At 68.9% G+C, this 23,298-nt stretch carries 19 protein-coding genes; 11 read left to right on the top strand and 8 right to left on the bottom strand.

Features of this window, described 5'->3' with window-relative positions; translation table 11 throughout:
* Positions 1 to 47: 47 nt before the first annotated feature.
* A complete protein-coding gene (locus BMH31_RS14320; RefSeq protein WP_099723172.1) occupies positions 48 to 626 on the top strand; it encodes a DUF4916 domain-containing protein in 579 nt (192 codons plus the stop codon).
* A gap of 105 nt (positions 627 to 731) precedes the next feature.
* On the opposite strand, the gene BMH31_RS14315 is transcribed toward BMH31_RS14320, so the two are convergent.
* The 7 genes from BMH31_RS14315 to BMH31_RS14285 form a co-directional block, all read right to left on the bottom strand.
* A complete protein-coding gene (locus BMH31_RS14315) occupies positions 732 to 1,199 on the bottom strand; it encodes a SprT-like domain-containing protein (RefSeq protein ID WP_099723171.1) in 468 nt (155 codons plus the stop codon).
* Positions 1,192 to 2,052, bottom strand: a complete 861-nt coding sequence (locus BMH31_RS14310; RefSeq protein ID WP_099723170.1) for a fused MFS/spermidine synthase — start codon at positions 2,050 to 2,052, stop codon at positions 1,192 to 1,194. The genes BMH31_RS14315 and BMH31_RS14310 overlap by 8 nt, the downstream gene beginning before the upstream one ends.
* A complete protein-coding gene (locus BMH31_RS14305; protein ID WP_099723169.1) occupies positions 2,049 to 2,339 on the bottom strand; it encodes a glutaredoxin domain-containing protein in 291 nt (96 codons plus the stop codon). The genes BMH31_RS14310 and BMH31_RS14305 overlap by 4 nt, the downstream gene beginning before the upstream one ends.
* Positions 2,336 to 2,992, bottom strand: coding sequence for a phosphatase PAP2 family protein (locus BMH31_RS14300; protein ID WP_099723168.1), 657 nt, complete (start codon positions 2,990 to 2,992; stop codon positions 2,336 to 2,338). Before BMH31_RS14300 ends, BMH31_RS14305 begins: the two co-directional genes overlap by 4 nt.
* Positions 2,993 to 3,075: 83 nt before the next feature.
* Entirely contained in the window at positions 3,076 to 5,064 is a 1,989-nt protein-coding gene (locus tag BMH31_RS14295) for a hypothetical protein (RefSeq protein ID WP_099723167.1), read from the bottom strand.
* A gap of 25 nt (positions 5,065 to 5,089) precedes the next feature.
* Entirely contained in the window at positions 5,090 to 6,916 is a 1,827-nt protein-coding gene (locus tag BMH31_RS14290; RefSeq protein ID WP_099723166.1) for an HSP90 family protein, read from the bottom strand.
* Positions 6,917 to 6,970: 54 nt separating this feature from the next.
* Positions 6,971 to 7,462: a YbjN domain-containing protein gene (locus BMH31_RS14285; RefSeq protein WP_046456174.1), complete on the bottom strand. Its 492-nt coding sequence runs from the start codon at positions 7,460 to 7,462 to the stop codon at positions 6,971 to 6,973.
* A gap of 292 nt (positions 7,463 to 7,754) precedes the next feature.
* Between BMH31_RS14285 and rpoB the strand changes: the two genes are divergently transcribed.
* The 10 genes from rpoB to BMH31_RS14235 all read left to right on the top strand — a co-directional run bounded on the left by rpoB (position 7,755) and on the right by BMH31_RS14235 (position 22,695).
* Positions 7,755 to 11,252, top strand: coding sequence for a DNA-directed RNA polymerase subunit beta (gene rpoB, locus BMH31_RS14280; protein WP_046456175.1), 3,498 nt, complete (start codon positions 7,755 to 7,757; stop codon positions 11,250 to 11,252).
* 80 nt (positions 11,253 to 11,332) lie between these two features.
* Positions 11,333 to 15,226, top strand: coding sequence for a DNA-directed RNA polymerase subunit beta' (locus BMH31_RS14275; protein ID WP_099723165.1), 3,894 nt, complete (start codon positions 11,333 to 11,335; stop codon positions 15,224 to 15,226).
* Between the two features lie 164 nt (positions 15,227 to 15,390).
* Positions 15,391 to 16,398: a hypothetical protein gene (locus BMH31_RS14270; RefSeq protein ID WP_099723164.1), complete on the top strand. Its 1,008-nt coding sequence runs from the start codon at positions 15,391 to 15,393 to the stop codon at positions 16,396 to 16,398.
* Positions 16,395 to 16,883 carry a hypothetical protein gene (locus BMH31_RS14265; RefSeq protein ID WP_099723163.1) on the top strand — a complete coding sequence of 163 codons (489 nt, stop codon included), beginning with the start codon at positions 16,395 to 16,397 and terminating at the stop codon, positions 16,881 to 16,883. Before BMH31_RS14270 ends, BMH31_RS14265 begins: the two co-directional genes overlap by 4 nt.
* A gap of 2 nt (positions 16,884 to 16,885) precedes the next feature.
* Positions 16,886 to 17,527, top strand: a complete 642-nt coding sequence (locus BMH31_RS14260) for a spermidine/putrescine ABC transporter substrate-binding protein (RefSeq protein WP_099723162.1) — start codon at positions 16,886 to 16,888, stop codon at positions 17,525 to 17,527.
* A gap of 264 nt (positions 17,528 to 17,791) precedes the next feature.
* Positions 17,792 to 18,163 carry a 30S ribosomal protein S12 gene (rpsL, locus tag BMH31_RS14255; RefSeq protein ID WP_046456180.1) on the top strand — a complete coding sequence of 124 codons (372 nt, stop codon included), beginning with the start codon at positions 17,792 to 17,794 and terminating at the stop codon, positions 18,161 to 18,163.
* On the top strand, positions 18,163 to 18,633 hold the full coding sequence (gene rpsG, locus BMH31_RS14250; protein WP_046456181.1) for a 30S ribosomal protein S7: 471 nt from the start codon (positions 18,163 to 18,165) through the stop codon (positions 18,631 to 18,633). The genes rpsL and rpsG overlap by 1 nt, the downstream gene beginning before the upstream one ends.
* Positions 18,634 to 18,747: 114 nt before the next feature.
* Positions 18,748 to 20,868 (top strand): elongation factor G, encoded by a 2,121-nt coding sequence (gene fusA / locus BMH31_RS14245; RefSeq protein ID WP_099723161.1) that lies wholly within the window; start codon positions 18,748 to 18,750, stop codon positions 20,866 to 20,868.
* Between the two features lie 152 nt (positions 20,869 to 21,020).
* Positions 21,021 to 22,214 carry an elongation factor Tu gene (gene tuf / locus BMH31_RS14240; protein WP_099723160.1) on the top strand — a complete coding sequence of 398 codons (1,194 nt, stop codon included), beginning with the start codon at positions 21,021 to 21,023 and terminating at the stop codon, positions 22,212 to 22,214.
* A gap of 178 nt (positions 22,215 to 22,392) precedes the next feature.
* Entirely contained in the window at positions 22,393 to 22,695 is a 303-nt protein-coding gene (locus BMH31_RS14235) for a helix-turn-helix transcriptional regulator (protein WP_099723159.1), read from the top strand.
* Positions 22,696 to 22,803: 108 nt separating this feature from the next.
* On the opposite strand, the gene BMH31_RS14230 is transcribed toward BMH31_RS14235, so the two are convergent.
* Entirely contained in the window at positions 22,804 to 23,019 is a 216-nt protein-coding gene (locus BMH31_RS14230; RefSeq protein ID WP_099723158.1) for an Rv0909 family putative TA system antitoxin, read from the bottom strand.
* Between the last annotated feature and the right edge of the window lie 279 nt (positions 23,020 to 23,298).

The raw sequence follows: 23,298 nt of genomic DNA, 5'->3' as shown, positions 1-23,298 counted from the left end.
CTCCCGGCGCGGCGCGTTCCCGAGCGGAGTCGGGCAGAATGGGCCGCATGAGCATCGACACCGCCGAGCTGCCGGAACCGCAGGACCCCGAGGACCGTCCGCAGTTCGGCCCGGACGGCAGCGGCTGGCTCAGCGACGACGAACTCTCGTTCGTGCGCGGCCGGGTGCCGGTCGTCTACGTCGAAGCGGTCCCCGTGCGCGTCGACGGCCTCGGGCGCGTCACCGAGGTCGGTCTGCTGCTGCGCGGCACCGCCGACGGCGGCATGACCCGGGCGCTCGTGTCGGGCCGGGTCCGCAAGGACGAGGCGCTGCGGGACGCGCTGTTCCGGCACCTCGAGAACGACCTCGGCCACATGGCCTTCCCGCTGATCCCGGCGGCCCCGGTACCCGCTCAGGTGGCCGAGTACTTCCCCCTGCCCGGGCTCACCCCCTACGTCGATGAACGCCAGCACGCGGTGTCGCTGGTCTACGTGGTGCCGGTGACGGGCAGCTGCACGCCGCGCCAGGACGCGCTCGAGGTGACCTGGATGTCGCCCGAGGAGGCGCTCGCGCCCGAGACCCTCGCCGAGCTGGTCGGCGGGCGCGGCCGGCTGCTGCGCCAGGTGCTCGCCACCGTCGGCTGCTGAACCGCCGGCTGCTGAACCGGCGGCCGCTGAACCGGCGGCCGCGGCGACGGCGCGGCCGATCCCGCCGCGCGCCGGCCGGTCCCACCGGGCGCCGGGGCCAGGGGGTCAGTCCCGCTGGGCGTCCTCGCGTCGCCGCCAGCTGATCGTGTGCTCCGGGCGGAACCCCCGCGCGCAGCGCGCGCAGGACGACACCCGGGTCGGCTTGCGGAACCGGAAGTGCTCGTGCCCGGCGGGGCAGGTGCCCACCCACGGCGCCAGCTCGTGCGCGATCTCGCCGTCGTGCGTCCGTCCACCGACGTAGCCGATACCCGCCGCGACCGCACGCCACTTCGGGCCGTGGCCGGCCGAGGGGCCGGCCATCGCGTGCGCCACCTCGTGCAGCAGCACCTGGTGGATCTCGTCGTCATCGAACTTCGCCGCGAGGTGCCTCGACACGGTGATGCGCCGGTTCGTGTAGTCGCACAGGCCCGCGCGGCGCCGCGCGTGGTCGAAGCCGAAGCTCCAGGCCCGGTGATCCAGATGCATGCGGATGAGCGCATCAGCCCACACGCGGACGCGCTCGAGGTCAGCCACGGCCGAACAGTTCGCGCGCCGGGGCGGGGGAGTCCACGGCCGTCGCATCGGTCACGGGCGAGGTGCCCCGGATGAGCTCCGAGAGCTCTGCGCCCTCCAGCATGCGCGCCGGGTGCGGCCCGCCGGCCAGCAGGCGCGGCAGCCAGTCCAGCTCGCTCACGTCGCCGTTCGACGCGATCAGCACGACGTTGCCGAAACGTCGGCCCTTCAGCACCTGCGGCTCGGCCACGGCGACCACGTTCGCGAAGCGGGCGGCGAGCGTCGCAGCCTGACCGCGGACGAAGGGCAGCCCGGTGCCGTCCGCGGCGTTGAGCACCACGAGCCCGTCGGGGGCGAGCAGCAGGCGCACGAGGTCGTAGAACTCGAGGCTGGACACGTGCGCGGGCGTCCGGGCGCCCGCGAAGATGTCGACGACCACGAGGTCCATCGCGCCCTGCATGCCGGCGGGGAGCTTCGCGAGCACCGCGCGGGCGTCGCCGCGCCGCACTCGGATGCTCGCGCGCTTCGGCAGCGGCGCGTGCTCGCGCACCAGATCCACGAGCGCGTCCTCGATCTCGATGACCTGCTGACGGCTGCCGGGGCGGGTGGCTTCGACGTAGCGCGGCAGGGTGAAGGCGCCGCCCCCGAGGTGCAGCGCCGAGATGGGGGAGCCGCTCGGACGGAACAGGTCGATGACGTGGCCGATGCGACGGATGTACTCGAAGAACAGGTCCGACGGGTCGTCGAGGTTCACGTGCGACTGCGGAGTGCCGTCGACCACCAGTTGCACGGCGCCGGGCACGAAGCGGTCGTCCTCGATCTCGGCGATCAGCCCGGAGGACAGGACGCGGGACCGGGCGGGCTGCTCGCTCACGCGGTGCGAGCGGCGAGGCCGAGCTCGGTGAGCTTGGAACGCAGGTCCCCGTCGCTCGGCTCGACCTGGTGGGTGCCGTCGGGGAACGTCACGACCGGGATGTTCGTGCGTCCGCTGATATCGCGCGCCACGTCGGCGGCGGCCGGATCCTCGACCAGGTCGATCCACTCGAACGGCACCTCGAGGTCGTTCAGCACGCGCTTGGCGCGTCGGCAATCGCCGCACCAGTCGGCGCCGAAGACGCGGATCTGGGGTGCTGCGGAAGCGGATGCGGTGGAATCGCTCATGCGTCGATCCTACGCTCCCGCCGCTGCCAGGCGGCCGCCGACAGGATCGCGACGGCGGTGCCGAGCAGCGCACCGCCGATGGTGTCGGTGAGCCAGTGCACGTGCAGGGCGGTGCGGCTCCACATCATGAGCAGGACCCAGAACGCCGCGGCCGCGAAGAGCAGCTTCGCGATCGTCGGCGGCGCGGTGCGCGCCAGGACGATCGCGATCGCGACCGCCAGGGTCGCCGCCGAGAGGGAGTGCCCCGACGGGTACGAGGATCCGGCCGCGTGGATCAGCATGTCTGCGGGACGCTGGCGTCCGATGACGAACTTCAGCAGTTGGGAGGCCGCGACGCCGACCACGAGCGAGGTAATCAGGATCCCGGCGTCGCGCGGCCGGCGCGCGGCGAAGAGCCCGGCGCACGCGATGAGCCCGCAGGTGGTGACCCCGATCCAGCCGCCGATGCCGGCGAGGTCGGTCGCGAGGACCGCGGCGAAGCCGCCGCGCTCCGCCCCGATCGCATCGTGCCAGGCCGTGTCGACGGGCGTGGGGCCGCCTCCGCTGACCAGCAGGTACACGCCGAAGGCGACGACCACCGCGATGGCGAGCCAGGCGCACGCGATCGCGCTGCCGCTGATGCCCCGCGCTCGCGGGCTCCGTGCCTCGATCATCCCCACACCCTAACGACGCGGGAACGGCGGATCCTGGGCGGCGGCGCAGAGCCGGCCCGCCCGGCGGCCAGCGGTTCGGCGGGCTACGCTCCGAGCTCGGCGATCACCGCGTCGGCACGGTCGCTCTGCCCGGTCTCGCGCAGCACCTCGATGAGCTCGCCGGCCGCGTGGGCCCGCTCGTTCGTCTGGCGCGCGACCGTGAATCCCTCGAAGGCCGACTCGAGCGACCAGATGGCGCCCGTGGTGTCACCGGCCGAGCGCTGCAACCGCCCCGCGAGCCAGAACGCGTGGGCGGCGTCCGAGATCCGGCCGGTCTGGGCGAACTCCTCGCCGGCGCGCTGCGCGGCCGAGACCGCCTCGGCGTGCTCGGGCGCATCCGCCCGGGTCGCGGTTCCCGCGGCACCGAGGCTCCGTGCGAGCGTGTCGCGCAGCGTGGCCAGGGTCAGCAGGTGCTCGATCCGGCGGCTCTCGGTGAGCTCCTCGGTCAGCGCGGGCTCGGGAGCGTGCTCCTCGGTGCGTGCCAGAGCCGCGCGCAGGCGCGCGACGAGCTCGGTGAAGTCCGCGACCTGCGCCGCGACGGGGGCCCAGCCGACGAGCACCTGCGCGATCAGGGCGGCCTCGGAGCCGGCGGCCTCCAGACGGGGGAGTGCGGCGGTGTAGCGCTCGTGCGCCGCGCTCGCATCGCCGGCGAGCTCCGCGGCCTTCGCTGCCTCGGCCCAGCAGATCCCGGCGAACTCGAGCCGGCCCTCGGCCTGTGCGAACGTCGCCGCGAGCGCGTAGTCGTCGGACGCGGTCAGATACGCGCGCATGCCGGCCTGGGTCTCGGCTCGGGCGTACGCCTCGTCGGCGTTCGCGGGTTCCGGTCGGGAATCGTCCGGAAGGTCGCCGACGTCCGGTCGGCCCGGGTCCCCGCTATCGCCGACGGCCTCGGTCGGCGCGTCGGACGGAGCGTCGGAGTCCTCGTCGGACGCCTCGGGGGAGGGATCGCCGAGGCGGCCGAGCAGCAGCTCGTGCTCGGTGCGCCGGCTGCCGAGCGCCCGGGCGACCTGGTCGGCGTAGTAGCCGGTGCCGTTGCGGCGGTCGAACTGCGCCGCCAGCGCCTCCGTCTCGGCGCGCACCCATGCGTGGAGCTCACCGAGGGTCGGGGCGGCGGGGGTGCTGAGCCCAGTGGGGAGCTCGCTCCGGTCGAGGTTCGCCGAGAGCCCCGAGAGAACTCCGAGCAGGAACCGGAGCCGGAAGAGCGGGGTAGAGGCATCGAGCAGCAGGCGGCCCGTGTCGGTGCGCAGCTGCTGCAGCGCTCGATCGAGCGCGCCGCCGATGGCGAGGAGCTCGAAGGCCTGGCCGTGGGCGGGGGCGAAATCGCTGCCCTCGGCGCTCGAGTACGTGGCGACCGCCCGGCGATAGCTGCGGGTGGCGAGCTCCGCGTCGCCCGCGCGCAGCGCGGCGAGCGCCAGCGCGTGCATGGTGCGGGTGGGCTCGAGATTGCAGGTGCCGGTCGAGGTCCTGCCGATCGCCACGGCCTCCTCGTAGCGGCCGAGCTCGGTGAAGTAGTCGGTCTGCTGTCCGATGGTGCAGGTCGCGCAGTCCTCGAGCTCGTCCCGTTCGCCCGTCATCCAGTCGATGCGCGCCTGCTCCATGTCGGCGCTGCCGGTGTGCCAGGCCCAGCGGAAGCGCGACATGCGCACGGAGGAGCCGCCCTTGCCCGCGACCGCGAAGCGGTGGGACATGTCGGCGAGGAACGCGTCGGCCTGCTCCGCCGTGATCTCGGGGTAGTCGGGCAGGTCGCCCGCGATCCACTTGAACTCCCAGAACAGGTTGCGCTCGTCGGCCTCGTCGAACAGCTCGGGGCGCGAGTCCCAGAGGCGGAGCGTGCGGGCGAAGGCGACGAAGCCCTGCTTACCCAGGTTCGCGAAGGTGTAGGCCTCGACGAGATCGAGCAGGGCCTGGGGCAGCTGGCGCTCGGGGCCGTCGGTCTCGAGCCGGCGGACCAGGGCCTCGGTGGCCGAGGTGCGGGCGACCCCGTAGGGGAGGCGGCGGAGGGTGCGGAGTTCGTGGTCGATGTCCTTGGCCAACGGAGTTCCTTTCTCGGGTGCCCGGTCAGGCGGTGTCGGGATCGCCGCCGAGCGACGCGTCGAGCAGCACGCTCAGCGCATCGCCGAGGGCGACGGCTTCGGCCGAGTGCAGGCCGTCGCCGGCCAGCATCACCGCCGAGAGGTAGAGGGAGTTGAGTCCGGCGTCGAACACGCCGCCGACCGGGGCCGCCAGGAGCCTGCGGACCACCGCCGAGTCGTCGTTGAGCACGAGGGTGCGCGTACGGGTGCTGACCTCGGGATCGGAGAACGCGTCGAGGAGGCCGCTCCAGAGCCCGGGGGCCGCCGAGCGCTCGCGGTCGAGGTCGCGGCGCTGCTCGCCGGCGGAATCGCGGAGGAGCATGGCGGGGACGGCCGACGGCTCGAAGCTGCGCACGATGACGTCGCAGTCGGCGCTCTCGAGCAGGTCCCGCGAACGGGCGACGGCGTCGGCGACCTCCAGCTCGCGCTCGAGATCGGGCACGCGGAGCACGTGCACGAGGTCGGCGTTCGAGAGCTCGCGCACCTTCCAGCCGGGCCGCCCGGCCAGCTGCTGCAGCAGGTCGAGGTCGTAGACGTAGCCCGCGTTGACCACCACGAGCCCCTGAGCGCGCGCGACGGTGGCGACGCGTCGGAACGACTCCGTGGTGGTCGAGTAGACGACCTCGCCGCGTTCCGCGACCTGGGCGAGTGTGAGGGGGCCGTCGGTGGTCTCGAAGGGGAGCACGCGCGCTACGAGCTCGAGCATGTCGGGCTCGGTGACCGCGAGCGCGCGCAGCGCGAGGTGATGGGTCCGGATGAAATCGGCGGCCAGCCGCGATCCGCTGGTCAGCGTGCGCGCGGCCCAGGCGATGATCTGGGTGCCGAGTGCTTCGCGGGCGGCCTGGAGCACCTCATCGTCGTGCAGCTGCTCGCGCGACGCCGTCGGCGAGAGCCCTTCGGCGTCGATGACGGCGCGGGTGAAGAACGCCCAGTCGGGCAGGATCCGGTCGACGCGCGAACCGAGGAGCATGCGCTTCGTGTAGACGCGGTGCTGGCCGCTGCCGGGGGACACCGCCTGCGGAAGGATGAAGGCGACGCCGCTGACGCCGGCGACCGGCAGATCGAGGTCGATGCGGCCGAGCGGCGTGAACCCGAAGAGCGACTCGCAGGCCCGATCCAGCGCGCGCTCGCGCTCGCCGGGCACGGGGTACTCCGCGCGCCAGGGCAGCTCGGGCGCGGTGATCCGCTGCCAGAGGGGGCCGACGCCCTCGACCGGCACCTCGACGGCGACGTCGAACGGCAGGAACCCGCCGTACTCGGTCGCGAGGTCGACGACGGTGCGGTTCGCGAGCCAGTGCCGGGCGTCGCTGCGTGCGGTCAGGCGGACCGCGGTGCCGACCTCGACCTCCGCACCGCCCAGCTCCTCGACGTCGAAGGTGCCGTCGGCCCGACCGGTCCACCGGATCGGCACGGCACCGGGCCGTGCCGATCGCGAGCGGACCTCGATCTCGTCCGCCACCATGAACGCCGCGAGCATGCCGATGCCGAACTGTCCGATGAACTCCGAACGGCCGAGCCCCAGGTCCGCGTCGCGCTTCGAGGACCGGCCAATGGTCGCGAGCAGCTCGGCGGCCTCGGCCGCGGTCAGTCCGATGCCGGTGTCGACGACGCTGAGCGTCGCCCGGCCGGCCGGGTCGGTGCCGGTCGTGATCCGGACCGTCGCAGGAGCGGACGGATCGAGCTCGCGTCGTGCAGTGAGCGCGTCGACGGCGTTCTGCAGCAGTTCGCGCACGAAGACCTGCGGTCCCGAGTACAGGTGACGGGACAGCAGGTCGACCATGCCGGTGAGGTCGACCTGGAAGCGTTCGGACATGCGGTCTTTCTGAGAAGGGGAGCTGAGCGGTCGGGGGGAGGCTCTGGCGCTCGCCTACTCGGCGCTGCGCGCGGCGACCGCCGCCGCTGCCTCGGGGAACTGCTCGTTGAGCGACTCGAAGAAGGCGCCGCCCGTGTTGATCACGCAGAGCAGGTGCTGCGTGAGCTGCTCGTCGGTGAGGCCGTGCTCGTAGTCGACGTTGAGCTCGCAGTGCACGCGCACCTTGCCCTCGTCGTCGGGGCGGGCGTAGGTCTTCGGCCAGAGCTTCTCGGTGTTCCAGGTGTTGCAGGCGACGAGCGCGCGCTCGAACTCGGCCTGGCTGAGCTCGCCGTACCAGGTGCCGCGCACGCAGAAGAGCTCCTGCTTCTCGCCGTTCACGAAGAAGTAGAAGAAGCCGTTCTCCCAGCCGCCTCCGATGTCTCCGTCGGAATCGACCCGGTACTGCCAGCCGGCGTTCTCGAGGGCGTGCTTGACGCGGTCCTTGGAGAGCGGAGCGAGCGCTCCGCCGCCGGCAGCGGGGGTCTGTTCCTTGGTGAAGAAGCCCATGGGAGATCCTTTCGGTCGGTGGTGCGCCGAAGGGGGAACGGCGTCGGATTCAGCGTATGCGATCCGACCGACATCCGAGGGGGCCGATTTGCTCCCGATGAGCCGCACAAAAACAGTGCTGGACAGGCGCGTGCATATCGGTTAGAGTCGATAGTTGCACTTCGGACACTAGTCTGCCTTCATATAGCGGTTGGCCGTCAGCTCCAGTTCGAGCGCCTCACCGCGTGTTCCGAAGCGACTCACAAATGAGACCTGGTCAACCGGCCCGACGGGGCCCACGGAGGTAGTTTCCTTGGCTGCTGCGCGCAACGCAACTTCCACGCCCACTCCGAAGAACGGTCGCGATCACTCGCGGCTCTCCTTCGCCAAGATTTCCGACACGCTGTCGATGCCGAACCTGCTGGCACTGCAGCTCGAGAGCTTCGACTGGCTCGTCGGCAACGACGCGTGGAAGACGCGCGTCGTCGAGGCACAGTCCGAAGGGCGCGACGACATCGCGCTGAAGAGCGGGCTCGAAGAGATCTTCGACGAGATCTCGCCCATCGAGGACAACGCCGGCACCATGCAGCTGTCGTTCGAGAACCCGATCCTCGACGAGCAGAAGTTCTCGATCGAGGAGTGCAAGGAGCGGGGCAAGACCTACTCCGCGCCCCTCTACGTCGAGGCGGCGTTCTACAACACCGAGACTCAGGTGCTGAAGAGCCAGACGGTCTACATGGGCGACTTCCCCATCATGACCGACAAGGGCACCTTCATCATCAACGGCACCGAGCGCGTCATCGTCTCGCAGCTCGTCCGCAGCCCCGGCGTCTACTTCGAGCGCGCCCAGGAGAAGACCTCCGACAAGGACGTCTTCACCGCTCGCGTGATCCCCAGCCGCGGTGCGTGGCTCGAGTTCGAGGTCGACAAGCGCGATCAGGTCGGCGTCCGCATCGACCGTAAGCGCAAGCAGTCGGTCACCGTGTTCCTCAAGGCGCTCGGCATGACGAGCGAGGAGATCCTCGAGGAGTTCGCCGGCTACGAGTCGATCGCGCTCACCCTCGAGAAGGACGGCATCCTCACGCAGGAGGAAGCGCTCAAGGACATCTACCGCAAGCAGCGTCCGGGCGAGCAGGTGGCCATCGAGGCCGCGCGCGCTCTGCTCGACAACAGCTACTTCAACCCGAAGCGCTACGACCTCGCGAAGGTCGGCCGCTACAAGATCAACCGCAAGCTCGGCATCGATGCTCCCATCACCGATTCGGTGCTGTCGCTCGAGGACATCGTCGCGACCATCAAGTACCTGGTCGGCCTGCACGCGGGCACCGAGACCCTGCCGGGCGTCCGCGACGGCCAGGCGATCGACGTGCGCCTCGACACCGACGACATCGATCACTTCGGCAACCGCCGCATCCGCGCGGTCGGCGAGCTGATCCAGAACCAGGTGCGCACCGGCCTCAGCCGCATGGAGCGCGTGGTGCGCGAGCGCATGACCACGCAGGACATCGAGGCGATCACGCCGAACACCCTGATCAACACGCGCCCCGTGCTCGCGGCGATCAAGGAGTTCTTCGGCACCTCGCAGCTGTCGCAGTTCATGGATCAGAACAACCCGCTCGCGGGCCTGACCAACAAGCGTCGTCTGTCGGCGCTCGGCCCGGGCGGCCTGTCCCGCGACCGCGCGGGCGTCGAGGTGCGAGACGTGCACCCGTCGCACTACGGCCGCATGTGCCCCATCGAGACCCCTGAAGGCCCGAACATCGGTCTGATCGGCGCGCTCGCGACCTTCGCGCGCATCAACGCCTTCGGCTTCATCGAGACGCCGTACCGCCGCGTGCTGAACGGTCAGGTCACCGACCAGGTCGACTACCTCACCGCGCACGAGGAGGACGAGTTCCTCATCGCCCAGGCCGGCGCTCCGCTGACCGCCGAGGGCAAGTTCGCCGAGACCCAGGTCCTCGCCCGCCCCCGCGGCACCGAGGTGCAGATGGTCGACGCCGAGCTCGTCGACTACATGGACGTCTCGCCGCGCCAGATGGTGTCGGTCGGTACCTCGCTCATCCCGTTCCTCGAGCACGACGATGCGAACCGCGCGCTCATGGGCGCCAACATGCAGCGCCAGGCGGTGCCGCTGGTCCGCAGCGAGTCGCCGCTCGTCGGCACCGGCATGGAGGGCTACGCGGCCATCGACGCCGGCGACGTCGTCATCAACGAGAAGGCCGGCGTGGTCGACGAGGTCTCGGCCGACGTCGTCACGATCCAGCTCGACGAGGGTGGCACGAAGAGCTACTACCTCCGCAAGTTCGATCGCTCGAACCAGGGCACGAACTACAACCACCGCGTGATCGTCAAGGCGGGCGAGCGGATCGAGGCCGGCGAGGTCATCGCCGACGGTCCCGCGACCGAGAACGGCGAGCTCGCGCTCGGCAAGAACCTGCTCGTCGCGTTCATGTCGTGGGAGGGCCACAACTACGAGGACGCGATCATCCTGAGCCAGAACCTGGTGAAGGACGACACCCTCTCGTCGATCCACATCGAGGAGTACGACGTCGACGCCCGCGACACCAAGCTCGGCAAGGAGGAGATCACTCGCGACCTCCCCAACGCCAGCATGGAGGCGCTGAAGGACCTGGACGAGCGCGGCATCATCCGCATCGGCGCCGAGGTCCGCCCCGGCGACATCCTCGTCGGCAAGGTCACGCCGAAGGGCGAGACCGAGCTGTCGGCCGAGGAGCGCCTGCTCCGCGCGATCTTCAACGAGAAGAGCCGCGAGGTCCGCGACACCTCGCTCAAGGTGCCGCACGGCGTCTCGGGCACGGTCACCGCGGTCAAGGTCTTCGACGCGGAGAACGACAACGACGACGAGCTCGGCTCGGGCGTCAACCAGCGCGTCGTGGTCTACATCGCCCAGAAGCGCAAGATCACCGAGGGCGACAAGCTCGCGGGCCGTCACGGCAACAAGGGCGTCATCTCGAAGATCCTGCCCGTCGAGGACATGCCGTTCCTCGCCGACGGCACGCCGGTCGACGTGATCCTGAACCCGCTGGGTATCCCCGGTCGAATGAACTTCGGCCAGGTGCTCGAGGTCCACCTCGGCTGGATCGCGAAGCAGGGCTGGAAGGTCGACGGCTCGCCGGAGTGGGCTGCGAAGCTCGCCGAGGCCGCGCTCGAGGCCGCCCCCGGCACCAAGGTCGCGACCCCGGTGTTCGACGGCGCGACCGAGGAGGAGATCTCGGGTCTGCTCGATTCGACCCTGCTCACCCGCGACGGCGAGCGTCTCATCGGCTCGAGCGGCAAGACCCGCCTGTTCGACGGCCGCTCGGGCGAGCCCTTCCCGTACCCGATCTCGGTCGGCTACATGTACATCCTGAAGCTGCACCACCTGGTGGACGACAAGATCCACGCGCGCTCGACGGGCCCCTACTCGATGATCACCCAGCAGCCGCTCGGCGGTAAGGCCCAGTTCGGCGGCCAGCGCTTCGGTGAGATGGAGGTGTGGGCGCTCGAGGCCTACGGTGCCGCGTACGCGCTCCAGGAGCTGCTCACGGTGAAGTCCGACGACATCCTCGGTCGCGTGAAGGTCTACGAGGCCATCGTCCGCGGCGAGAACATCCCCGAGCCGGGCGTCCCCGAGTCGTTCCGCGTGCTCATGAAGGAGATGCAGTCGCTCTGCCTGAACGTCGAGGTCCTGGGTGCCGACGGCAACGCCGTCAACCTGCGCGACAACGACGACGAGGCGCACCGCACCGCCGAGGAGCTCGGCATCAACCTGTCCACCCGCTTCGAGTCGTCGTCGATCGACGAGATCTGAGCTGATCGGCGGCCCCGCCTGCGGGCGGGGCGCCGGCCGATCCCACAAGATACGTTTTTCAGATTCTCAAGGAGAACATTTTGCTCGAGGGTACGAGTTTCAACGAGCTGCAGATCCGTCTGGCGACCGCCGACGATATCCGCGGCTGGTCGTTCGGCGAGGTCAAGAAGCCGGAGACCATCAACTACCGCACGCTGAAGCCCGAGAAGGACGGTCTGTTCGGTGAGCAGATCTTCGGGCCCAGCCGCGACTGGGAGTGCGCGTGCGGCAAGTACAAGCGCGTCCGTTACAAGGGCATCGTCTGCGAGCGCTGCGGCGTCGAGGTGACGAAGTCCAGCGTGCGCCGTGAGCGCATGGGCCACATCGAGCTCGCCGCTCCCGTGACCCACATCTGGTACTTCAAGGGCGTGCCGTCGCGCCTCGGCTACCTGCTCGACATGGCGCCGAAGGACCTCGAGAAGGTCATCTACTTCGCCGCCTACATGATCATCGACGTCGACGACGAGGGTCGTCACGAGGACATGGGCGAGCTCGAGAACGAGCTCCGCCTGGAGCTCAAGACGCTCGAGGACCAGCGCGACATCCAGATCGCCCAGCGTCAGCAGCAGGCCGAGTCCGATCTCGCCGCGCTCGAGGCCGAGGGCGCCAAGGCCGAGCAGCGCCGTCGCGCCGAGCAGTCCGCCGAGAAGGAGATGGCGGCCCTCCGCAAGAGCTTCGACGACGACATCGCTCGTCTGCAGCGCGTGTGGGAGGACTTCCGCAACCTCAAGGTCGGCGACCTCAAGCCCGAGGACGCGACCTTCGCGGAGCTCATGGACCGCTACGGCGACTACTTCGAGGCCTACATGGGCGCCGAGGCGATCAAGAAGCGCCTCGAGTCCTTCGACCTCGCCGCCGAGAGCGAGGCGCTGCACCTGCAGATCGCCGAGGGCAAGGGCCAGAAGAAGATCCGCGCGATCAAGCGCCTGAAGGTCGTCAGCTCCTTCCTCTCGACGGGTGCGAGCCCGGCCGCGATGGTGCTCGACGTCGTTCCGGTGATCCCGCCGGAGCTGCGCCCGATGGTGCAGCTCGACGGCGGCCGCTTCGCGACCTCGGATCTCAACGATCTGTACCGCCGCGTGATCAACCGCAACAACCGTCTGCGTCGCCTGCTCGATCTCGGGGCACCCGAGATCATCGTGAACAACGAGAAGCGCATGCTGCAGGAGGCCGTCGACGCGCTGTTCGACAACGGCCGCCGCGGCCGCCCCGTCACGGGCACCGGCAACCGTGCGCTGAAGTCGCTGTCCGACATGCTCAAGGGCAAGCAGGGCCGCTTCCGTCAGAACCTGCTCGGCAAGCGCGTCGACTACTCGGGCCGTTCGGTCATCGTGGTCGGCCCGCAGCTCAAGCTGCACCAGTGCGGTCTGCCGAAGCAGATGGCGCTCGAGCTGTTCAAGCCGTTCGTCATCAAGCGCCTGATCGATCTGTCGCACGCGCAGAACATCAAGGCCGCGAAGCGCATGGTGGAGCGCGCCCGCAGCGAGGTCTGGGACGTGCTCGAGGAGATCATCCGCGAGCGCCCCGTGCTGCTCAACCGCGCACCGACCCTGCACCGCCTCGGCATCCAGGCGTTCGAGCCGCAGCTCGTCGAGGGCAAGGCGATCCAGCTGCACCCGCTCGTCTGCACCGCCTTCAACGCGGACTTCGACGGCGACCAGATGGCCGTCCACCTTCCGCTGTCGGTCGAGGCCCAGGCCGAGGCCCGCGTGCTGATGCTCGCGTCGAACAACATCCTGAAGCCGTCGGACGGCCGTCCGGTGACCCTGCCCTCGCAGGACATGATCATCGGCCTGCACCACCTGACCACGGTCAAGGAGGGCGTGCCCGGTGAGGGCCGCGCGTTCGGTTCGATCTCCGAGGCCATCCTCGCGATGGACGAGGGCACCCTCGACCTCGGCGCCAAGGTGAAGCTCCGCCTCACCGGCTACGCCGATGCCGACGGCAACGTCACCGAGGGCCCGCTGCTGGTCGAGACGACCCTGGGTCGTGCGATCTTCAACGAGGCGCTGCCGACCACCTACCCGTACTTCGAGCGGGTGGCCGACAAGGGCAGCCTCTCCGGTCTGGTCAACGACCTCGCCGAGCGGTTCCCGAAGGTGGAGGTCGCCGCGACCCTCGACCGGATCAAGGACGCCGGTTTCTACTGGGCGACCCGTTCCGGTGTGACCGTGGCGCTGTCCGACATCGTGACCCCGTCGAACAAGGCCGAGATCCTCGCGGTGCACGAGAAGGCCGCGGCCGCCGTGCAGAAGAAGTTCGAGCGCGGTCTGATCACCGACGCCGAGCGTCACGCCGAGCTCGTCGAGATCTGGACGGAGGCGACCGACGAGGTCGCCGCCGCCATGCGCGACGCGTTCCCGGCCGACAACACCATCTTCCGCATGGTGTCGTCGGGCGCTCGTGGTAACTGGCTGCAGATCCGCAACATCGCGGGTATGCGCGGCCTGGTGAGCGACCCGAAGGGCGAGATCATCCCCCGCCCGATCATCAACTCGTACCGCGAGGGCCTGTCGGTGGCGGAGTACTTCATCGCGACCCACGGTGCGCGTAAGGGTCTGGCCGATACGGCGCTCCGTACCGCCGACTCGGGCTACCTGACCCGTCGTCTGGTCGACGTCTCGCAGGACGTCATCATCCGCGAGGACGACTGCGGCACCCGCCGCGGCCTGGACCTGCCCATCGCCGAGGCCGACGCCAACGGCGTGCTGGTCCGCGACGAGGACGTGGAGAACTCGGTCTACGCTCGCACCCTGGCCGCGGACGCGGTGGATGCGAACGGCACCGTGGTCGCCACCGCCGGGTCCGACGTGGGCGACGTGCTCATCGACCAGCTGGTCGAGGCGGGCGTGACCGAGATCAAGGTCCGGTCGGTGCTCACCTGCGAGTCCGCCGTCGGCGTCTGCGCGACCTGCTACGGCCGCTCGCTGGCCACCGGTCAGCGCGTCGACATCGGCGAGGCCGTGGGCATCATCGCGGCGCAGTCGATCGGCGAGCCCGGCACGCAGCTCACCATGCGTACCTTCCACACCGGTGGTTCGGCCTCGGCCGACGACATCACGCAGGGTCTGCCCCGCGTGCAGGAGCTGTTCGAGGCCCGCACCCCGAAGGGTGCGTCGCCGATCGCAGAGGCCGCCGGCCGCATCACCATCGAGGACACCCCGAAGGGACGCAGCATCCTGCTCGTTCCGGACGACGGCAGCGAAGAGAAGGCCTACCCGGTCCTGAAGCGCTCCACCCTCCTCGTCGAGGACGGCGATCACGTCGAGCTCGGCCAGCCGTTCCTCGCCGGAACGCTGGACCCGAAGGACATCCTGCAGGTCGGCTCCACCGAGCGCGACAAGCACATCCCGGGCGAGCGCGCGGTGCAGAAGTACCTCGTCGAGGGCGTCCAGGGCGTGTACCGCTCGCAGGGCGTGCCGATCCACGACAAGCACATCGAGGTCATCGTCCGCCAGATGCTGCGCAAGGTCACCGTCGTCGACCACGGCGAGACCGAGCTGCTCCCGGGCGAGCTCGTCGACCGCGCGCGCTACCAGCGGATCAACCGCGAGGCGCTGCTCGAGGGCAAGCGCGCCGCGACCGCGCGTCCCGAGGTCATGGGTATCACCAAGGCCTCGCTCGCGACCGAGTCGTGGCTGTCGGCCGCGTCCTTCCAGGAGACGACCCGCGTGCTCACGCAGGCGGCGATCGAGGGCCTCAAGGACCCGCTGATCGGTCTCAAGGAGAACGTCATCATCGGTAAGCTCATCCCGGCCGGTACCGGCCTGAAGAACTACCGCGACGTCGACGTCGAGGCGACGGAGGAGGCGAAGGCTGAGCGCTACCCGAACCGTCTGTTCGCCACCGACACGACCTTCGACGAGAACGACCTGTCGTTCGTGGACTTCGACAGCTTCACCGCTGACGAGTTCAACCCGGGCAACTACAGCTAAGCGCTGAGCCCCATCGGAACGGGCGTCCACCTTCGGGTGGGCGCCCGTTCCGTTTTTCCGCACCGCCGCGCGGGAACGCGGCGATGTCGGTGCGGTCTTGTACATTTGCCACGATCATGTTCGGATCCCGCCCGCTCGGCGGGCCGCGATTGAGAGGTGCAGCGATGAGCGAAGAGCGCGAGAACCTGCCTGCCGGTTCGCCCGTCGAAGAGACCGAGACCAGCCCCGCAGAGGTCGATGCCGCGGTCGCGCGAGCGAACGAGGGCGGCGCGGCCGCCGTTTCCGACGCGGCACCGATCGAGGTCGGAACCGGCACGGATGCGGAGGCGGGGGAGTCCTCCGCAGCCCTCGTGGCGGACCCTGCCGCCGAGGCCGATGCCGAGGCCGAGCACCGCCGCGAGGCCTCGCTCGTCGACACCCAACTCGATCTGGAGCGCCCCGAGCCCCGCCCCGTCATCGCTCCGTCCGTCGACGAGCTGCCCTCGGCAGCGGCTTCGAAGACCGAGGTATCGGACCTGAGCGATCTCGGCCCCGAGCAGGACGGCGAGATCCGCATCAGTGCGGACCACCCGATGGCCGCGCTCTACGTGCAGACCCCGATGCCTCCCGAGATCCGCGGCAACCGCGGAGCCGGCGTGCTGATCGCGCTCGTCGCCACCGTCGGGTTCGCGCTCGTCTACGCCGGTGTGCTCGCGCTCTGGATCGCTCCCAGTTTCCCGCCGTCGACCTACTTCTCCGAGGGCCTGGTGCCGTTGCTGACGTCGTGGGCCTTCATCGCGGCGACCGCGGCGTTCTTCATCGGCCTCGTCATCGTGGTGCTGGTGGTGGGTCGCGCCGGATGGTGGGCCTACGTCCTGGGCGGATTCTTCGTGGCGCTGCTGGTCTGGGCCGCCACGGTCGTCGGGCTGCGTCTCGTGCTCGACTCGAGCTTCACGGTGCAGGGCCCGCTGTGGCAGCAGCCCGTCGGCGATCCGGGCTGGAACCCGGTCGAGCTCGTCCGTTCGCTCGGCTTCTCGGTCCCCGCTCTCGCTGCGGCGCTCGTCGCCCGTGAGGCCACGGTCTGGTTCGGGGCGTGGATCGGCAGCCGCGGTCGACGGGTGACCGCGCGCAACCGCGCTGCGATCGAAGAGTACGAAGCCGCGCTCGAGGAATCGCGGACCGCGAAGCCGTGAACGACGGCGTCCGGCGCGGCGTCACCCGCGGCTACGTGGGCGGCCTTCTCGCCGCGACGCTGATCACCGCCGTGGCCCTGCTGGTCGCGGCGTGGGGCGGCCTCGCCCTGGCGCTGGATCGTGAGCCGGTGAGCGGCTCCGGCGTGCCGATGCCGGCGGCTCCGCTGCTCGTGATGTTGGCGCTCGCGCTGCTGGGCTGGTTGCTCTGGCGTGCGGCGATCGTGCTGCTGCGCGGGCGCAAGATCCCCTCATGGGACCTGATCCTCACCGCCGGCGGTCTCTCCTACCTCACCTGGTCCCTGGGCGGCCTGATCGTCGGAATGCCGCTCGCGGACACGTTCGCGAGCCCGTTCGCCGGCGTGCTCGCCGTGATCTGGGTGCTCGTCTCGCTGCTCTTCTGGGCGGTGCTGGCGCGTCGCGTCTACACTGATCGTGCGGCGCCGAAGTGGCCCTGGGAGCGGCACGACGACGGCGGGGCGGAGTGAGCATGGCGACCGGAGAGAACCTCGAAGACCGGGTATCGGCCGCGGTCGATGCCTGGCTGAGGTGGCTGCCGAGCTGGCAGCCGGGAAGCCAGCGCGCCCGTTCCCGCATCTGCCGTCGCTGCATGGGATCCCCGATCCTGGCGTCGGCCGGTCTCACCGCGGACGTCCCCCACCAGGTCGCGCACGCGCTGAACATGCGGATGCAGCGCATCATCGACCGCACCGTCGACGAGTTCACCACGAAGGAGCTCCCCGCCCTGCGGGCAGAGCTCGATGGCGACGAGCTCTGGAAATCCGGCGGCTTCGACCCCGTCGCTGGACTCGAACCGGAGTACGAAGGCGTCGACCCGGACCCCGAACCCGAGGACGCCGGGCAGCCCTTCCTGTTTACCATGGTCGAGCTCGCGGAACAGAGCCGGCCCGAGCAGCCGCTTCCGCGACCGCCGCTGAGCTCGGAGGAGAAGCAGCGGCTCCGCCGGGAGATCGAACTCGCCGATCGCTGCGCGGTCGACACCGGTCAGAGTCTCTGCTTCGCCCTGGTGGGCCACCGCCCGCGCATCGAGACCGCGGTCCAGCGCTTCGTCGAGCCTCAGGTGCAGGCGCTGCTGGCCGAGCTGAGCCGGCACCTCGAACCGCCGCAGTAGGGTACCGGAAGCCTGCGCGATCCCTTGCGTTTCGCGCTCCTCGGCGCGTATAGTTGAGCCTTGGTGTGTTCCACCGATTTTTGCCGTGCCTGGTCTCGGCGGCTGTCGGGGGAGGGCATCTTGGGTCATCCGCCCCGGCGGAACCCCCACGGCATACCTGCACCCGTCGCGCGAGCGGCAGCAGGTCAGCGGTCGCGAGAGCCTCTGCGCATGCTTGTTCATGTAAGCATTCCTGTCACCGTGCAGGAGCAAATAGGAGAATCAGTGCCTACTATTCAGCAGCTGGTTCGCAAGGGCCGGACGCCGAAGGTCTCGAAGACCAAGGCGCCCGCTCTGAAGGCGAACCCTCAGCAGCGCGGTGTGTGCACCCGTGTGTACACCACCACCCCGAAGAAGCCGAACTCGGCGATGCGTAAGGTCGCTCGTGTGAAGCTCTCCAACGGAACCGAGGTCACGGCCTACATCCCCGGTGAGGGCCACAACCTGCAGGAGCACTCGATGGTGCTCGTGCGCGGCGGTCGTGTCAAGGACCTCCCCGGTGTCCGCTACAAGATCGTGCGCGGCGCGCTCGACACGCAGGCGGTCAAGGATCGCCAGCAGGCTCGTAGCCGCTACGGTGCAAAGAAGGTGAAGTAATGCCTCGTAAGGGACCTGCTCCGAAGCGCCCCGTCGTCGCCGATCCGGTGTACGGCTCGCCCGTGGTGAGCCAGCTCGTCAACAAGATCCTCCTGGACGGCAAGAAGGGCCTCGCCGAGCGCATCGTTTACGGTGCGCTCGAGAAGGTCGCCGAGAAGTCCGGCCAGGACGCGGTGACGGTTCTCAAGAAGGCGCTCGACAACGTGCGCCCCACCCTCGAGGTCCGTTCGCGCCGCGTCGGCGGTTCCACCTACCAGGTGCCCGTCGAGGTCAAGCCGCACCGCGCGAACACGCTCGCGCTGCGCTGGCTGACCAGCTACGCCAAGGCTCGTCGTGAGAACACCATGACCGAGCGCCTCACCAACGAGATCCTCGACGCTTCGAACGGCCTCGGTGCCGCGGTCAAGCGCCGTGAGGACACGCACAAGATGGCCGAGTCGAACCGCGCGTTCGCTCACTACCGCTGGTAGCAGCCATCCGGCTCGGGGCGGGTCGCCGATCGCGACCCGCCCCGGCCCCGCGGGCCTGAGCCCGCGATCCGGAAACTTCCCGAAGACCACCACCCCCACCCGGAGGAGACACCTGTGGCACAAGACGTGCTCACGGACCTGAGCAAGGTCCGCAATATCGGCATCATGGCGCACATCGATGCCGGCAAGACCACCACCACCGAGCGCATCCTGTTCTACACGGGTGTCAACCACAAGCTGGGCGAGACCCACGACGGCGCCTCGACGACCGACTGGATGGAGCAGGAGAAGGAGCGCGGCATCACGATCACGTCGGCCGCCGTGACCTGCTTCTGGAACAAGAACCAGATCAACATCATCGACACCCCGGGTCACGTGGACTTCACCGTCGAGGTGGAGCGTTCGCTCCGCGTCCTCGACGGCGCCGTCGCCGTCTTCGACGGCAAGGAGGGCGTCGAGCCCCAGTCCGAGACCGTGTGGCGTCAGGCCGACAAGTACGGCGTCCCCCGCATCTGCTTCGTCAACAAGATGGACAAGATGGGTGCCGACTTCTACTTCACGGTCGACACCATCGTCAGCCGTCTCGGTGCCAAGCCGCTCGTGATGCAGCTGCCCATCGGCGCCGAGAGCGACTTCATCGGCGTCGTCGACCTGCTCTCGATGAAGGCATTCGTCTGGGAGGGCGACGCCAAGGGCGACGTGACCCTGGGCGCTGCCTACGAGACCCAGGAGATCCCCGCCGACCTCCAGGCCAAGGCCGAGGAGTACCGCGCGAAGCTCGTCGAGACCGTCGCCGAGACCGACGACGCGCTGCTCGAGAAGTTCTTCGGCGGCGAGGAGATCTCGATCGAGGAGCTCAAGACCGGCATCCGCAAGCTCGTCGTGAACAACGAGATCTACCCCGTGTACTGCGGCTCGGCGTTCAAGAACCGCGGCATCCAGCCGATGCTCGACGCGGTCGTGGACTTCCTGCCGAACCCGCTCGACGTGGGTGCCATCGAGGCGCACGATCCGCGCGACGAGTCGATCGTCATCGAGCGTCTGCCCGCGGCGGACCAGCCGTTCTCGGCGCTCGCCTTCAAGGTCGCCGTGCACCCCTTCTTCGGCCGCCTCACCTACGTGCGCGTCTACTCGGGTCAGCTCGACTCGGGTGCCCAGGTCATCAACTCGACCAAGGGCAAGAAGGAGCGCATCGGCAAGATCTTCCAGATGCACGCCAACAAGGAGATGCCGGTCGACAACCTGACCGCCGGCAACATCTACGCCGTGATCGGTCTGAAGGACACCACCACCGGTGACACCCTCAGCGACCCGGCGAACCAGGTCGTGCTCGAGTCGATGACCTTCCCGGAGCCCGTGATCGAGGTGGCCATCGAGCCGAAGACCAAGGGCGACCAGGAGAAGCTGTCGACCGCGATCCAGAAGCTCGCCGAGGAGGATCCGACCTTCCGCGTGAGCCTGAACGCCGAGACCGGCCAGACCGTCATCGCGGGCATGGGCGAGCTCCACCTCGACATCCTCGTGGACCGCATGAAGCGCGAGTTCAAGGTCGAGGCCAACGTGGGCAAGCCCCAGGTGGCCTACCGCGAGACCATCCGTCGCACGGTCGAGAAGTACGACTACACCCACAAGAAGCAGACCGGTGGTTCCGGTCAGTTCGCGAAGGTGCAGATCGCGCTGGCTCCGCTCGTCGGCGAGGACGCGGGCGACAAGCTGTACGAGTTCGAGGACAAGGTGACCGGTGGTCGCGTGCCTCGCGAGTACATCCCGTCGGTCGACGCCGGTATCCAGGACGCGATGCAGTACGGCATCCTCGCCGGCTTCCCCGTCGTGGGGGTCAAGGCGACGCTGCTCGACGGCGCGTACCACGACGTCGACTCCTCGGAGATGGCGTTCAAGATCGCCGGTTCGATGGCCTTCAAGGAGGCCGCTCGTATGGCGCAGCCCGTGCTGCTCGAGCCGCTCATGGCGGTCGAGGTGCGTACTCCCGAGGAGTACATGGGCGACGTGATCGGCGACCTGAACTCGCGTCGCGGTCAGATCCAGTCCATGGAGGATGCATCGGGCGTCAAGGTCATCCGCGCGCTCGTTCCGCTCTCCGAGATGTTCGGGTACATCGGCGATCTGCGGTCGAAGACCAGCGGTCGTGCGGTGTTCTCGATGACCTTCGACTCCTACTCCGAGGTGCCGAAGGCCGTGGCCGAAGAAATCGTTCAGAAGGCTAAGGGCGAGTAACGCCCACCCGGCGGTGGGGTGCTGAGCCCCACCGTCGGAACGCTCGGGTCGATCTTCACGGCGCGAGCTTGTAACATAGGTACACACCCCGTACTCGTGACCTCCGAAACCTTCGGAGGGAAGCGGTACTCAACGTCCTGAGGAGGACCATAGTGGCGAAGGCCAAGTTCGAGCGGACCAAGCCGCACGTGAACATCGGAACCATCGGTCACGTCGATCACGGTAAGACCACTCTTACCGCGGCGATCTCGAAGACTCTTGCTGACAAGTTCCCGTCTGACGTGAACGTCCAGCGCGACTTCGACACGATCGACTCGGCTCCCGAGGAGCGCCAGCGCGGCATCACCATCAACATCTCGCACGTCGAGTACGAGACCGAGAAGCGCCACTACGCGCACGTTGATGCACCGGGCCACGCCGACTACATCAAGAACATGATCACCGGTGCTGCTCAGATGGACGGCGCGATCCTCGTGGTCGCGGCGACCGACGGCATGATGGCTCAGACCAAGGAGCACATCCTCCTCGCCAAGCAGGTCGGCGTTCCCTACCTGCTCGTCGCGCTGAACAAGAGCGACATGGTCGACGACGAGGAGATCCTCGAGCTCGTCGAGATGGAGGTCCGCGAGGAGCTCTCCAAGAACGGCTTCGACGGCGACAACGCGCCGGTCGTGCGCGTCTCGGGCTACGAGGCTCTGCAGGGCAACGAGAAGTGGGTCAACTCCATCCTCGAGCTCATGGAGGCTGTCGACAGCAGCATCCCCGATCCGGTGCGTGACAAGGACAAGCCGTTCCTCATGCCCGTCGAGGACGTCTTCACCATCACCGGTCGTGGAACCGTCGTCACCGGCCGCGCCGAGCGCGGTACCCTCGCCATCAACAGCGAGGTCGAGATCGTGGGTCTGCGTCCGACGCAGAAGACCACCGTCACCGGTATCGAGATGTTCCACAAGCAGCTCGACGAGGCGTGGGCAGGCGAGAACTGTGGCCTGCTGCTCCGCGGCACCAAGCGCGAGGATGTCGAGCGCGGCCAGGTCGTCGTGAAGCCGGGTTCGATCACCCCGCACACCAAGTTCGAGGGCACCGCCTACATCCTGAAGAAGGAAGAGGGCGGCCGCCACAACCCGTTCGAGACGAACTACCGTCCGCAGTTCTACTTCCGTACGACTGACGTGACCGGTGTCATCACCCTGCCCGAGGACAAGCCGATGGTTATGCCCGGCGACACCACCGACATGTCGGTCGAGCTGATCCAGCCGATCGCTATGGAGGAGGGCCTCGGCTTCGCGATCCGTGAGGGTGGCCGCACCGTCGGCGCCGGCACGGTGACCAAGGTCGTCGAGTAAGCATTACTCGATCCTGCAGCGGGGCCGCACCTTCGGGTGCGGCCCCGCTGTCGTTTTCCGGGTCCGCATCTTGTCGCCCACATCGGGCGCAAACACCTGATGTGCACACGCGTCGTGAGGAAGCGCACAGAGTGAGTGTGCTCTGGTCTTGAGTATCCGGGGCGATCAGGCTGGGAGCATGTCCCCCAGGAAGGTTCTTGCCGCAGAGAAGATCGGCGCGCGCGTGCGCGCCGCCCGGCAGAAGCTCGGGCTCACGATCGAAGACCTCAGTGCGCTCGCCGAGATCGACGCGGCAACGCTGGGCAAGCTCGAGCGGGGTGCGCAGAGCCCCTCGGTCGAGACGCTCGTCCGGGTCGCGAGTGCGCTCGACGTCGACGCCGGGGTGCTGCTGCAGGGCATCACGGCCGACGACTACGGTCATCGTGAGCATCGCTTCAGCGCCCGTGATTTCCTCGCGGAGCGCGCGCGACGCAATTCCTGACACTCCGGTAGCCGGTGCGGACGCGCCGGTGCCGGAACGCAGAACCCCCGCAGGAGGAGTCCTACGAGGGTTCTGCATTCCGGGGCGTCGTGCGACGCCCGGGCGGGGCTACTCGTTGCCGACCTGCTTGTCGACGTTCGAGCGCACGTCCTCGACCTGCTCCTCGAAGCGCCCGCCGGTGACCTTGTTCGCCAGATCGGCGGCGCCGTCGAGCACCTTGTCGCTGATGCCTTCGGCCTGCTCGCTGTGCAGCGCCTCGTTGATCTTGTCGGCGTTGCCCTTGATGAACTCTCCGGCCTGCTTGCCGAGATCCTCGATACCCATGTCACGTCCTCCGAACGATGTCCGCGACCGCGGTCCCTCCCGCGGCGCTGGATCCGGTGTGAGGCGGACACCTCACGCGCTCATTCTGTCCGAGGATTCGCTTGGAAACACTCCGAGTATTCTCAGGGGATCCGCAGGATAATGCTGGCCCATCGACGAATCCCGCCCTCGGCCCTGCGGTGCGAAGCCGCTCGGTGGGGCGTCGCAGCGGGTGCGGCAGGGCCGGGCCGCTATCCTCGTAATGGACTCCGGGGCCCGCCCGGACCGCAGACCGTCCGA

It is taken from the genome of Leucobacter sp. OLIS6 (genome assembly GCF_002752355.1).
In the GTDB taxonomy this organism is placed as follows: Bacteria; Actinomycetota; Actinomycetes; order Actinomycetales; family Microbacteriaceae; genus Leucobacter.
Note: the sequence above shows the minus strand (reverse complement) of the source record. Positions and strands in the feature narration are given on the sequence as shown.